15 protein-coding genes are annotated in these 12,880 nt (G+C 65.4%); 8 read left to right on the top strand and 7 right to left on the bottom strand.

Going from position 1 to position 12,880, the window contains the following annotated elements:
* Window positions 1–83: 83 nt before the first annotated feature.
* The gene (locus tag N5D45_RS10550; RefSeq protein ID WP_164194215.1) at window positions 84–866 is read left to right on the top strand and encodes a 3-hydroxybutyrate dehydrogenase; all 783 of its coding nucleotides are present in this window, start codon (window positions 84–86) and stop codon (window positions 864–866) included.
* Here the strand turns inward: N5D45_RS10550 and N5D45_RS10555 are convergent.
* From N5D45_RS10555 to N5D45_RS10580, 6 genes are all read right to left on the bottom strand, one after another.
* A complete protein-coding gene (locus N5D45_RS10555; protein WP_164194212.1) occupies window positions 863–1,234 on the bottom strand; it encodes a DUF4180 domain-containing protein in 372 nt (123 codons plus the stop codon). The two genes, N5D45_RS10550 and N5D45_RS10555, sit on opposite strands and share 4 nt — an antisense overlap.
* Entirely contained in the window at window positions 1,227–2,093 is an 867-nt protein-coding gene (locus N5D45_RS10560) for an alpha/beta fold hydrolase (RefSeq protein ID WP_164194210.1), read from the bottom strand. Before N5D45_RS10560 ends, N5D45_RS10555 begins: the two co-directional genes overlap by 8 nt.
* Window positions 2,090–2,509, bottom strand: a complete 420-nt coding sequence (locus tag N5D45_RS10565; protein ID WP_164194208.1) for a helix-turn-helix domain-containing protein — start codon at window positions 2,507–2,509, stop codon at window positions 2,090–2,092. Before N5D45_RS10565 ends, N5D45_RS10560 begins: the two co-directional genes overlap by 4 nt.
* 134 nt (window positions 2,510–2,643) lie before the next feature.
* Window positions 2,644–3,102: an SRPBCC family protein gene (locus tag N5D45_RS10570; protein ID WP_164194206.1), complete on the bottom strand. Its 459-nt coding sequence runs from the start codon at window positions 3,100–3,102 to the stop codon at window positions 2,644–2,646.
* 2 nt (window positions 3,103–3,104) lie between these two features.
* Window positions 3,105–3,419 (bottom strand): metalloregulator ArsR/SmtB family transcription factor, encoded by a 315-nt coding sequence (locus N5D45_RS10575; RefSeq protein WP_010484635.1) that lies wholly within the window; start codon window positions 3,417–3,419, stop codon window positions 3,105–3,107.
* Between the two features lie 11 nt (window positions 3,420–3,430).
* The gene (locus N5D45_RS10580; RefSeq protein ID WP_134958263.1) at window positions 3,431–3,886 is read right to left on the bottom strand and encodes an SRPBCC domain-containing protein; all 456 of its coding nucleotides are present in this window, start codon (window positions 3,884–3,886) and stop codon (window positions 3,431–3,433) included.
* 163 nt (window positions 3,887–4,049) lie between these two features.
* Here N5D45_RS10580 and N5D45_RS10585 point away from each other — a divergent pair, with 163 nt between their 5' ends.
* The 4 genes from N5D45_RS10585 (at window position 4,050) to N5D45_RS10600 (ending at window position 7,745) form a co-directional block, all read left to right on the top strand.
* Complete coding sequence (locus N5D45_RS10585) at window positions 4,050–4,574, top strand: GNAT family N-acetyltransferase (RefSeq protein ID WP_010484639.1); 525 nt, start codon at window positions 4,050–4,052, stop codon at window positions 4,572–4,574.
* Window positions 4,575–4,715: 141 nt separating this feature from the next.
* Window positions 4,716–6,485, top strand: coding sequence for an oleate hydratase (locus N5D45_RS10590; protein WP_164194204.1), 1,770 nt, complete (start codon window positions 4,716–4,718; stop codon window positions 6,483–6,485).
* Between the two features lie 86 nt (window positions 6,486–6,571).
* Entirely contained in the window at window positions 6,572–7,159 is a 588-nt protein-coding gene (locus N5D45_RS10595) for a TetR/AcrR family transcriptional regulator (protein ID WP_043397084.1), read from the top strand.
* Window positions 7,160–7,250: 91 nt separating this feature from the next.
* A complete protein-coding gene (locus N5D45_RS10600; RefSeq protein ID WP_057502644.1) occupies window positions 7,251–7,745 on the top strand; it encodes a hypothetical protein in 495 nt (164 codons plus the stop codon).
* A 34-nt stretch (window positions 7,746–7,779) separates the two neighbouring features.
* Here the strand turns inward: N5D45_RS10600 and ftrA are convergent, their stop codons facing one another.
* The gene (gene ftrA / locus N5D45_RS10605) at window positions 7,780–8,781 is read right to left on the bottom strand and encodes a transcriptional regulator FtrA (protein WP_010484649.1); all 1,002 of its coding nucleotides are present in this window, start codon (window positions 8,779–8,781) and stop codon (window positions 7,780–7,782) included.
* A gap of 339 nt (window positions 8,782–9,120) precedes the next feature.
* On the opposite strand from ftrA, the gene N5D45_RS10610 reads away from it, so the two are divergent.
* The 3 genes from N5D45_RS10610 to N5D45_RS10620 all read left to right on the top strand — a co-directional run bounded on the left by N5D45_RS10610 (window position 9,121) and on the right by N5D45_RS10620 (window position 12,880).
* Window positions 9,121–11,697: a TonB-dependent receptor gene (locus N5D45_RS10610; protein ID WP_279938870.1), complete on the top strand. Its 2,577-nt coding sequence runs from the start codon at window positions 9,121–9,123 to the stop codon at window positions 11,695–11,697.
* Between the two features lie 81 nt (window positions 11,698–11,778).
* Window positions 11,779–12,360 (top strand): FMN reductase, encoded by a 582-nt coding sequence (gene msuE, locus N5D45_RS10615; RefSeq protein ID WP_029379957.1) that lies wholly within the window; start codon window positions 11,779–11,781, stop codon window positions 12,358–12,360.
* 157 nt (window positions 12,361–12,517) lie between these two features.
* A complete protein-coding gene (locus N5D45_RS10620; protein ID WP_010484654.1) occupies window positions 12,518–12,880 on the top strand; it encodes a DUF3088 family protein in 363 nt (120 codons plus the stop codon).

Genomic DNA, 12,880 nt, shown 5'->3' on the forward strand with positions numbered 1-12,880 from the left:
CATAGGCCGACATCGGTCATTCCATTCAAAAGGGTTGGCCCGTGGAGCTACACTGCTGGCCTACCCCCGATGGATGCTCGCCCATGTTCTCTGGAAAGGTTGCGGTGGTCACCGGCTCCACCAGCGGTATCGGTCTTGGCATTGCCACGGCACTGGCGCGGCAGGGCGCGGACATCGTGTTGAATGGCTTTGGCGATGCGGCAGAGATCGAGCGCATCCGTACCGGCCTGGAGGCTGAGTTCGGCGTACGGGTAGCACACGATGGCGCCGATCTGTCGCGGGGCGAGGCAGTGCGCGAGATGATCGACCGCGCCGTCGCGATGATGGGGCGCATCGATATCCTGGTGAACAACGCGGGTATCCAGCACACCGCATCGATCGAGGAATTTCCGGTTGAGAAGTGGGATGCGATCCTGGCGCTGAATCTGTCGGCGGTGTTCCATGCAACGGCGGCGGCGTTGCCGCACATGAAGCAGCAGGGCGCCGGCCGCATCATCAACATCGCGTCGGTGCACGGGTTGGTAGGCTCGGTGAACAAGTCGGCCTATGTGGCGGCCAAGCATGGCGTGGTCGGCTTCACCAAGGTGACCGCGCTTGAGAATGCGGGCACCGGCATCACCGCAAACGCGATCTGCCCAGGCTGGGTGCGAACGGCGCTGGTCGAGCAGCAGATCACCGCGTTGGCCGAGCGCGAAGGCACGGATCAGGAGGCCGCCGCCCGCGCGCTGCTGGCTGAAAAGCAGCCGTCGTTGCAGTTCGTGACGCCCGATCAGCTGGGCGAGATGGTGGTGTTCATGGCCTCGGACGCTGCGGCGCAGATCACCGGCACGGCGCTGCCGGTGGATGGGGGCTGGACGGCGCGCTAGCTGGCCGACACGGGAAGACGTGCCAGCAGGGCATCCCAGTCGGCAACGAAGCAACCGTTGTGGCCGCGGTTGCACTCAATGATCCACGCGTCCAGCGATTCGCTCTGTGCGCGGTAGTAGCTGACATCGCCCAGCACGGCGAAGTGCAGGCGGTAGTTCACCAGCATCTGCAGCCATTGCCCGGCCATGCCGGAGCGCAGCTCGAAGAAGTCTGCCGAAAGGCGCTGCACCGGCACGGCAATCCACTCGGCCTGATGCCCGAGGGCATCGCCGACCAGATCGCGCAGGCCGTTGGCATCGAGTGCGGGGCCCTGCGGCGCGATGCGCAGGAGGCGGGTGGTGCCGAAGTGTTCAATGGAATCATTCATGCTGGAGGTTCTGCAGTTGACGCAGCCGGGCGAGGATGTCTTCGCGCAGGCCGGGGATGTAGTGATAGGCGTCTGCGAGCAGGGTGACGTCCGCCGTCGGGACGAGCCGCTTCATGCGTTCGGCGGCGGCAGGGGTGTCGATGAGGGCATCACGCGCGCCCATGACAAGGGCTACCGGCGGATGCAACGCAGCCAGGCGCTCGTCGCTGATGCGGGGAATGCGCAGCGGACGTGGCCGAACCTCGGCACGGATCAATGCCAACAGGTCGAGCAGCGGCTGCGCACGTGCAGGTGCATGCAGTGGCGCGGGACCCATGACCGCGCGGCGCAGGCGCTCGCGTCCCCATCGGCCAAGCAGCAACAGTGGCAGCGCCTTGAGCAGGAATGCACGCTGGCGCCCGATACCCGAGGGGCTGACCAGGACCAGTGCGTTGACCCGGGCAGGCCTTCGCAGCGCGTAGTCCAGTGCCAGGAAGCCGCCGAACGACAGGCCCACGAATGCTGCGCTTTCCACGCCAAGTGCGTCGAGGACATCATCCAGCCATTGCGCATGCGCGTCGCTGTCCAGCGCAGGTTGCGTGCCTTCGCTGAGGCCCGGTTCGCCAATGATGTCGACGGCATGCACGCGGTAGTACTCGCTCCAGCGTTCGGCATCGAACATCCAGCTGGCGGCATTGCTGAGGGTGCCATTCAGCAGCACCAGGGCAGGGCCGTGTTCCGGGCCGCAGCTGACCACAAATGTCGAACCGGCGCGGGTGGCGAGATGGTGCGATTCGTGGGGTCCCGGCCAGTCCGAAAGCACCTGGCGGTAGGCGGCAAGTACGTGCTGCGTGGGAATGCCGGGGCGCTGCCGCTTCATGCGCTGCGGTCCTGCAGCAGACGCTGCAGGCTGACCAGCAGCGCCGTGGAACCTGCCAGGCCACCGATCACGATCAGCTTGAGCACATCGTGCTCAGGCGAATAGATCGTCTCCATGCGCAGCGGCTCATCGTCGGCCTCGCGGCCGGTGACGCGCGCATGCAGGGCACGCACCAGGTCGGCGGCACGTGCCGCACCGCATCCGGGAATATCCACCACCGTGGTCAGCTGTGGGCGCGCAGCGGAGGGCTCACGCACGGTGCCGGTGAACACGTCGAGGTCTTCGGCGGTGATGCGATAGGACTTGCCGATGCGGGTCGCGCGCAGTTGGCCGCTTCGGATATGCCGCAGGACGGTTTTCGGGTGCAGGCGGAGCTGCTGGGCAGCCTGATCGACGGTTAGCAACGCGGGGGACATATCGGAACTCGAGAACCATGTGCTCCCTATTGTTCCATAAAATGCAATGTTAGGGAGCGATTGGGGATTGTGCGGCGGCGGCGACAGGGGGCCATCTGCCCGGTGCCGCTCGCGCGGCCCAACCCTCCCGACGACTACGCCGGCTTCGCAAACACATCCAGCCCCTTGCCCGTCTCCAGCAGCGACTTCAGGCTCGACAGCACGATCGGCCAGCCCTGGCGGATGCCGGTATCCATGCCGCTGCCGGGTTCCAGCTCCTCGTGGGTAACGGTCAGCCGCACCATGTCCTGGTAGGGCACGATCTCGAAGGTGACCCGGCTATAGGCGTCCGGGTTGTCGGCCTGCGAGGCGGCGGCCCAGGTGATGACCAGCCGCGAGGGCGGGGTGCTTTCCACCACCTCGCCGACCAGCTCGACCGAGCGCGTTTCGTTGGCGCGCACGTGCTGCCAGCGCGAGCCGGGCTTCCAGTCCGAGACGTTCTCATGGCCCCAGTAGCGGCTGGCGATCTCGGGGCGGGTGATGGCCTCGAACACCTTCTGTGGCGTGGAGGCGATATAGATCACGTGGATGAAGCGGGTGGTCTCTGCGGACATCGTCATTCTCCTTCCAGTTCTCGTTTCAGGTCATGCAGCAGGCTCAGGCGCTGCTGCTCGAACTTGCGTACCCAGCGCTCGTAGACTTCATGCAGCGGCACCGGGTTGATGAAGTGCAGCTTTTCGCGACCACGACGCACGGTGCTGATCAGGTTCGCGTCTTCCAGCAGGCCCAGGTGCTGGGTGACCGATTGCCGGGCCATGTCCAGGTGCTCGCAGAGCTGGCCCAGGGTCTGGCCGTTGTCTGCGCAGAGCAGGTCCAGCAGCGTTCTGCGCGTGGGGTCGGCCAGGGCCTTGAACACCTTGTCTGCATTCATGAGGGGCGTCTTCAGTTCCAGTTGTCGATCCTGACGTCGTGCGGGTTGGGCTGGCCCTTGCCGGTTTCCAGCAGGGCTTTGAGGCTCAACAGGAACACCGCCCACTTGGTGCTGCAGTGGGAGGTGAACTCGACGCGTTCCTTCCAGCCTTCGTGGGTGAACAGCACGATGCAGTAGTCGCCTTCCTGTTTCAGTGCGAAGCGTGCATGCGTGCCGATCCATTCGGCGGGGCCGACCAGGAACTTCCAGAGCACCAGCTCGCCGGGAATCAGCTGTTCCAGTTGCATTTCCATGGCGCCGATTTCCTGGCCGTTGTTCGTGAAGCGCACCCTGACCGTACCGCCGGTCTCGCGGTCGCCGTGGGTGTCTTCAGCCCACCAGGCGGCGACGCCTTCGGGGGTGGCCAGGGCTTGATACACCTGGCTTGCGGGGGCCTTGATGCCGACCCGATGTGCGATATCCACCATTGCAGGTTCCTCGCGTGGGCGGGCAGGCGCCGCCGTCGAGTGGACTATATGCAGGTAAATGCCTGCATGTCAAATCCGGCCCACGGACGTCCGGCCCTGGTAGTGCCGGCCGCTGGCCGGCATCCTCGGTGCAGCCGATTGATGCGTTGAAAGGAGTACGTGCATGACTGAAGCTGGAAAGGACACCTTGACCATCCGCCGCGCCAGCGTGGCCGATGCCCCTGCTGTGCTGCGGCTCTTCGACGAGGTGATCGAATGGTTCGTGTCGATCGGTAATCTGCAGCAGTGGGGCAGCGAGCCGTGGTCGACGGTGCCGCGTCGAATCACCCAGGTGACTGATGCCTGCGCGTTGCCCGGCGCGTGGGTGGCGCAGAACGCACTGGGTGAGGTGCGTGCGTTCCTGGCGCTGGGTGAGGCGATGCCCTATGTACCGGCGCCCGATGGGCCAGAGCTGTACGTACGCGTGCTGGTGGCTTCGCGCGATGGCCGCGTGCGCGGCATTGGCCGCCGCTTGATGGCGTTTGCCGATGAGCAGGCGCGCGCTGCCGGACTCGACCATCTGCGCGTGGACTGCTACGGCGGTGGCAATGGGGATCTGGTGCGCTTCTATGAGTCCTGTGGCTACACACGCATCGCACCGTTCAACGTGGACGGTTGGCCTGGCATGCTGCTGGGCCGGCAGCTCTGACGCGGCTGCGTCATTCGGTCGCAGCGTGTGTGCAGGAAACGGTACATCGGTTCGGCGCTAGAGTAGGGCCATGACCTGCACGGGATGGCTGTGTCATCCCGCTGCGGGTTCCTGATGACCCCCTCCAGGAAGGAGCAGCGCATGTACTACAGCAGTGGCAACTACGAAGCCTTCGCGCGCCCGCGCAAGCCGGCCGGTGTCGATGGCAAGAGCGCCTGGTTTGTCGGTTCGGGCCTGGCCTCGCTGGCGGGAGCCGCGTTCCTGGTGCGCGATGGGCGCATGGCCGGTGAACACATCACCATCCTTGAACAGCAGCAGATTGCCGGCGGCGCGCTGGATGGCCTGAAGGTACCGGAAAAGGGTTTCGTGATCCGTGGTGGCCGCGAGATGGAGAACCATTTCGAGTGCCTGTGGGACCTGTTCCGCTCGATCCCCTCGCTGGAGATCGATGACGCCAGCGTGCTGGACGAGTTCTACTGGTTGAACAAGGACGACCCGAACTATTCATTGCAGCGCGCCACCATCAATCGCGGCGAGGATGCGCACACCGATGGCCTGTTCACGCTGACCGAGCAGGCGCAGAAGGACATCATCGCGCTGTTCCTGGCCACCCGGCAGGAGATGGAGAACAAGCGCATCAACGAAGTGCTGGGCCGTGATTTCCTGGACAGCAATTTCTGGCTGTACTGGCGCACCATGTTCGCATTCGAGGAGTGGCATTCGGCGCTGGAGATGAAGCTGTACCTGCATCGCTTCATCCATCATATCGGCGGCCTGCCGGACTTTTCGGCACTGAAGTTCACCAAGTACAACCAGTACGAATCGCTGGTGCTGCCGCTGATGAAGTGGCTGCAGGACCATGGCGTGGTGTTCCAGTACGGCACCGAGGTGACCGACGTCGACTTCGATCTGCAGCCGGGCCGCAAGCAGGCCACGCGCATCCACTGGATGCGTGATGGTGTAGCCGGTGGCGTGGATCTGGGCGCGGACGATCTTCTGTTCATGACCATCGGCTCGCTGACTGAGAACTCGGACAATGGCGACCACCACACTGCGGCACGCCTGAATGAAGGCCCGGCGCCGGCCTGGGACCTGTGGCGGCGCATTGCCGCGAAGGATGCAGCGTTCGGGCGCCCGGACGTGTTCGGCGCGCACATTCCGGAAACCAAGTGGGAATCGGCGACGGTGACCACGCTGGATGCGCGCATTCCGGCCTACATCCAGAAGATCGCCAAGCGCGATCCCTTCAGCGGCAAGGTGGTGACCGGCGGCATCGTCAGCGTGCGCGACTCGCGCTGGCTGATGAGCTGGACGGTGAACCGGCAGCCACATTTCAAGAACCAGCCCAAGGACCAGATCGTGGTCTGGGTGTATTCGCTGTTTGTGGATACGCCCGGCGACTACGTGAAAAAGCCGATGCAGGACTGCACCGGCGAGGAGATCACCCGCGAGTGGCTGTACCACCTGGGCGTGCCGGTGGACGAGATCGACGAGCTGGCCGCGACCGGTGCCAAGACGGTGCCGGTGATGATGCCGTACATCACCGCGTTCTTCATGCCGCGCCAGGCCGGTGATCGCCCGGACGTGGTGCCGGACGGTGCGGTGAACTTCGCCTTCATCGGCCAGTTCGCCGAATCGAAGCAGCGCGACTGCATTTTCACCACCGAGTATTCGGTGCGTACGCCGATGGAAGCGGTGTACACGTTGCTGGATATCGAACGCGGCGTGCCGGAGGTGTTCAATTCCACCTACGACGTGCGCTCGCTGCTGGCCGCCGCCGGTCGTCTGCGCGATGGCAAGGAACTGGATATTCCCGGGCCTGCGTTCCTGCGCAACCTGCTGATGAACAAGCTGGACAAGACCCAGATCGGTGGCCTGCTGCGCGAGTTCAAGCTGGTACAGGAGGACTGAGCGGGGCGTGGGTAGCGCCGGGCGACGCCCGGCGAGTCCAACAGGGGGGAGTTGACGGCGCCTCAACCTACTAGTAGGTTGGCGGCATGAAAGAGTCGCTCTCGCCCAAGGCCCAGGAGATCCTGGCCCACGCCCGTTCGCTGCTGGAGGCCGGTGGCTACAACGGCTTCAGCTACGCCGACGTGTCGGCGCGGGTGAACATCAGCAAGGCCAGCATCCACCACCATTTCCCCAGCAAGGCGGATCTGGTGCGCACGGTGGTTGAGCTGTACCGGGCCGAGGCGCGTGAGGGCCTGGCGCTGCTGGACCGGCAGCTGGGCGACCCGTTGCAGGAGCTCAACGCCTATGTGGACTACTGGTCCAGTTGCATTGCTGGCGGCACGTCGTCGTTCTGTATCTGCGCGATGCTGGCGGCAGAGGCACCGATGATCCCTGCGGAGATTGCCGAAGAAGTACGCGGGCATTTCGAGGATCTGAGCGGGTGGCTGACCGCGACGCTGGAAAAGGGCGCGGCACTGGGTCAACTGCGCCTGCAGGGTTCGGCGACGGACGAGGCGAGGGCCTTCATGTCGTCGGTACATGGCGCGATGCTGGCTGCGCGCGGTTTCGGCGATGCGGCGACGTTCGCGGCACTGGCGCGGTTGGCCATTGCGCGGGTGAGCGCGACTGCCTGACATGACTGTGGTGGGGCCCGCGGCGACGCGGGTCATTTTTTGAATCATGCACCTACCTACTAGTAGGTTTATTTAACTCTGGAGATGTTCCATGTCGCACTCTCTGTCCACGCTGGGCGTGTTCCATACCGTTGTCAGCCTGATCCCGGTTCTCAGCGGCCTGTATGCCTTCATTCGCCATCGCGCAATCGACCCTGCAACACGCTCGGGCAAGCTGTACCTGGCGGGACTGGTGCTGTCTGTCGCTACCTCATTCACCGTCTCCAGCACGGGCGGGATCAACCCGGGCCACGTATTCGGGGTGATCGTGCTGCTGGTGGCATTCGGCGGCGTGCTGGCCGCGCGGCTGCGCTGGCTGGGGCGCGCAGCGCGTTACCTGTCGACCTTCGCGCTGTCGTTCAGTTTCCTGTTGTCGCTGGTGCCCGGCGTCAATGAAACGCTGACCCGCTTGCCGGCAGCGCATCCGATTGCTGCGGCGCCGATGGCCCCGGTGGTGCTGCAGACGCTGCTGGGATTGGCTGTGGTGTTTGTGATGGGCTTTGCCGCGCAGTGCTGGCGGATCCATCGGCGCACCACCACGTTGTAAGCGATGCAGGCCCGCAGCACGAAGTACCGCAGAATCAGCAGCCCACCAGCCGATCTGCGCCAATCCCGCCGCGATGCTGGCTGCGGTACTCGGTAGGGCTCGCATCGACCTGACCCCGGAAGTGCCGACGGAACGATTCCTGTGAACCAAAGCCGGCCTGCTCGGCGACCCACTGCAGCGGCCGGTCGGTGGTTTCCAGCAGTTCGCGCGCGAAGGCCACGCGCTCGCGGATCAGCCAGTCGATCGGCGACAGGCCGGTGGCTTCCAGGAACTGCCGCTGCAGGGTGCGCTGGCTGAGTGCAGCCTGCTCGGCGAGACTGCCAAGGGAATGTGGCTCGCGCAGGTTGCGGCGCATCCATTCCATCAGCTTTGCCAAGCGCGTGGGCTCGCCATGGGGAATGGCCCGGCTGACGCGCTGGCTGCGGCCGGCGTCGCGCCACGGCGCCAGCACCAGCCGCTCGGCCACCAGGTTGGCTACACGCGCGCCGTAGTCCTTGCGCACCATGTGCAGCATCATGTCCATGCCGGTGGCCGAGCCGGCCGAGGTGATGATGCTGCCGGTATCCACATACAGCGCATCTTCGCGCACATCGATGCGTGGGAACTCACGTGCGAGCGCTTCGGTGAGGCGCCAATGGGTGGTGGCCTGGCGGCCATCGAGCAGCCCGGCCCAAGCCAGCACGAACGCACCGGAGCAGATCGAGGCGATGCGCGCGCCGCGTGCGTGGGCACGGTTGAGCGCATCGAGCAGTGCCTGCGGCGGGCGTTCGCTGGGTTCGCGCCAACCGGGGATGACGATGATGTCGGCGTCATCAACCGTGCTGAGATCGCAGGGCAGCTGCACCTGCGCATTGCCGAGCATGCGCAGTGCGCCGGGCTCGCCTGCGCATAGCTGGGTGCGGTACCAGGCCACGCCGAGCTCGGGTCTTATCGGCGCGAACAGGCCCACCGCACAGCCGAATTCGAACAGCCCCTGGCCGTGGCAGGCGACGATGGCAACGAGCGGCGCGGCGGGATCGGCGGGTGGGCTGGGCATGGCTTGATGCTACGGGTGCAGATGCATGGCGCTGAGTGGTGCGCGGGCATGAGGTGATGCCGGCCAGGCATATGGAGCGGTCGCTCCCCTCTTGTAGAGCCGAGCCCACGCCCGGCTCAATACCGGCAGGGGGGGATGCATCTGACGCCGTCGCGAATAGCAGCCGAGCGTGGGCTCGGCTCTACAGAATGCAGGGCACCGGTGCTGCGGCCTAACGTCATTACCAGCGGTCATGTGGGTGGCCGGATATGACGGTTGGGTGACGTGATCCCGCCTGTCGCGCCAGGTGAACAGGCCCTTGAATGGAAGCGTGTTTCCGGCCCACCCCCACGAGCCCCCATGCCTGCCGCCCACGCCCCTGTCCTGAGCACTCTCGCTGTTCTGATCACTGCTATCCTCGCCGCGTCGCCCACCCATGCGGCGGAAGCCGATGCCGATCCTGCCGCCACCGCCGCGACTGCCAACGTGGCAGCGTCCACGCTGGATGCAGTGGTAGTGACCGGTTCGCGCACCAGCACGCGCACGGTGAAGAACAGCTCCACGCCCATCGATGTGATCTCCGCCGAGGACCTTGCCGCTACCGGGCAGGGCAACCTGCTGGAAGCGTTGCAGCGCAGCCTGCCGTCGCTCAGCCAGATCGGTGGTTACCAGAGCGACCAGGAAAGCCTGATCCGCGGCTACCAGCTGCGCAACCTGTCGCCGGGCTACACGCTGGTGCTGGTGAACGGCAAGCGCCGCAATGCCAGTGCCTACGTGAGCGGGGCCAACGGTGGCGGCTTTCCAGGCCACGCCTGGGCCGATCTGGCGTTGATTCCGGTCTCGGCCATCGACCATGTCGAAGTACTGCGCGATGGTGCATCGGCCATCTACGGCTCGGATGCGATCACCGGCGTGGTCAACGTGATCCTGAAGTCGCAGGCCCACGGTGGTGAACTTGCCGTGGAGAGCGGGCAGAGCATCGATGGCGATGGCTCGCGCACCAGCGTGCGCGCCAACGTCGGCCTGCCGTGGGGCGCCGATGGCTTCGTCAATCTGTCCGGCGAGACCACCCGCCAGCATCATGCGATTCGCACCCGCCGCTACATCGATGGCTATCTGAGCTACCCGGCGGTGGATGGCAGCGGCAATCTGGTGGCGCTGCGGCCGAACAATCGATTGCCGGCCGGCGCATCGCCGAACCCGACCGAAGCCAACCGCGATGCCGAGGCCAACACCATCCTCAGCTCGCCGTCGTATGCGCTGAAGGCCTTCGCGGTGAACGTAGGCCATGGCCTGGGCGAAAGTGCGCAGTTCTACGCCAATGCCACGGCCAGTGATCGCACCGCGCAGGCAATCCAGAACTTCCGACTGCCGGCGACCATCTTCACCACCTACGAGGCACCCGGCGTGCTGAGTGTGTTCCCTGATGGCTTCCTGCCGGTACTGGAAACCAAGGAGAAACAGTACACCGGCACCGCAGGCGTGAAAGGCCAGATCGCGGGCTGGGACTACGACGCCAGCCTGACCGGCAACCGCAGCACGGTGCGCACCTACACCCGTAACTCGGTGAACTACTCGCTGCCGTATCCCGGCTCGCCCACGGACTTCTATGACGGCAAGCTGGACTACCAGCAGGGTATCGCCAACCTCGATCTGCGCCGTGGCTTCGAGGTGGCGGCATTCGCCTCGCCGCTGGAAGTGAGCGCAGGCGCCGAATACCAGCATGAACAGTATGAACGCGGGGCCGGGCAGTGGGAGTCGTATACCGGCTTTGGTGCTGCGGCGTTCGTCGGCTATTCGACTGCCGATGCGGTGAAGGCTACCCGCAACAGCAAGGCGGTGTACGTCGGTGCGGCCACCAACATCACCTCGCGCTGGTATCTGGATGCGGCCGCGCGCTGGGAAGATCACTCCGACTTCGGCAGTGTCTCCACCGGCCGCCTGACCACGCGCTTCGACGTCACCGATGCGCTGGGCGTGCGCGCGACGGTCAGCAATGGTTTCCATGCACCCAGCCTGGGCGCGCAGTTCTACCAGGCCACGGGCAGCTGCCCCTGCGGCACCACGCTGGTGGCGCAGGTGTCTTCGCCGGCGGCGATCGCACTGGGTGCCACGCCGCTGAAGCCCGAGAAAGCCACCAACTACAGCCTGGGCGTGACTTGGGACCCGAGCCCGGCGTTCCACCTGGCCGTGGATGCGTACCAGATCGATATCCGTGGCCAGCTCGGGCAGTCCAGCCAGATCGGCTACAACGCACAGGATCCGGCGCGCATCACCGACAACAGCGGCACGGTGCTGAGCGCAGCGCAGAAGAACACCATCGATGCACTGCTGGGGTCAGCCGGCATCAGCATCCTGCCGGGTGATGCGTTCTACGCGAGCTACTTCACCAACGTGGGCAATACCCGCACACGCGGCGTCGAGCTGACCCTGGAAGCGAACCAGGAGACTGCGTGGGGCAAGCTGCGCTGGAGCTACGCGGCCAACGTGGGGCGCACCACCATCCAGAAGGTCAGCGACATTCCAGGGGCGCTGCAGGGGCTGCCGAACATCAACCTGCTGACCAGGACCAGCGAATACGCACTGCGCTTCCGCACGCCGAGCTATACGCAGGTGGCCGGCCTGGGGTGGCAGAACGGGCGCTGGCGCTCGAATGTCGACTTCACGTACTACGGCCCGATCAAGCGCCTGAACAACGGCCTGGAGTACAAGCAGCCGCCCGTGCTGGTGACCAACCTGTCCGGTGGCGTGGAACTGGGGGCGGGCTGGAGTGCGGCGCTGGGCATCAACAATGTGTTCGACAAGCGCACCCGCAAGGTGCCCGAGTACGCACGCAGTGCCACCGATGTGGCGAGCATCGAGACGACGTGGGATTCGGGCGACGTGCTGAGCCGCATCGGGGCGTTCTGGTACGGGCGGATCAATTACCGGTTCTGATCTGGAGCAGTCGAGCATGGCTCGGCTATACACAAGGCGAAAGGCGGCCGGCGGTAGTTCGGCATCATCGAGGAGCAGTTCATGTCTTCTGCATTGAGGGTGGTTGCAGTGGTGGGGTCGCCGACCAGTTCGGCGACGTCGCGCACGTTGCTGCTGGTGCGGCATCTGCTGGCGTCGCTGCAGCAGCGGGTGCATGCCAGTGTGGATCTGGTGGAGCTGGCGCCAATCGCGCGCTCGCTGGGGCAGTCGTTGTCGCGCGATGAAGTGGAACCCGCCGTGGAGCAGGCGCTGCAGACGATCGAGGCGGCCGGGCTGCTGGTAGTGGCTGCGCCGGTCTATCGGGGATCGTATCCGGGGCTGTTCAAGCATCTGGTCGACTTCATCGGGCTTGAAGCGCTGGTGGATACGCCGGTATTGCTGGCAGCGACCGGCGGCAGCGAGCGCCATGCGCTGGTGATCGACCACCAGTTGCGGCCGTTGTTCAGTTTCCTGCAGGCGCACACGCTGCCGATCGGGGTGTATGCCACGCCTGCCGACTTCGATGGCGAGCACATCAACAGTGCCGCTTTGCAGGCGCGGATCGCGCTGGCGACCGAGCGTGCGGCCGGCCATCTGGCTACGCAGGCGCTGGCGGTAGCGGCGCCGCTGCGACGCATCGCCTGACGGCATAACCGGCGGCGCTTTGCTTATGGCCAAGGCGCATCTGCGTGGCCGGATCCGACCGCCGATTGTCGTCTGGCATCGCCGTGCCGACCCCCGTCATCTCTAGCATCGATATCGAAGCGGCATCGCATTGCCGCCCCCCGATGAGGACGACCCCGTGAGTCTGGACGCAACCGACAAGCCCATCCTGTTCCTGCTCGACCGTGAGTTCGAGGACGGACAGATTCCCGGCCAGCGCTTCTTCTGTCGGCACAGCCTGCTGCTGGAAGGGGCGCTGTCGAGTATCGACGGCCTGGACGCGCAGCTGGACGTGCGCCGCATCGGCTTCGCGCGGCCGCGCCGCGAGGTGATCGCCGAGATCGGCGAGCAGGACCAGTCGCTGCCCAAGCTGGTGCTGCCGCAGGGCGTGCACAGCGAGCTGGCCAGTGGCGCGCACCAGAACCGCCAGTACATCTCCGGCGCCGAGCCGATCCTGGCCGCGCTGAACGGGTTGCTCGGCATCCCCGTGGCCCATCCCTGA

The sequence above is a fragment of the Stenotrophomonas sp. GD03819 genome, from assembly GCF_029841665.1.
GTDB lineage: Bacteria > Pseudomonadota > Gammaproteobacteria > Xanthomonadales > Xanthomonadaceae > Stenotrophomonas > Stenotrophomonas geniculata.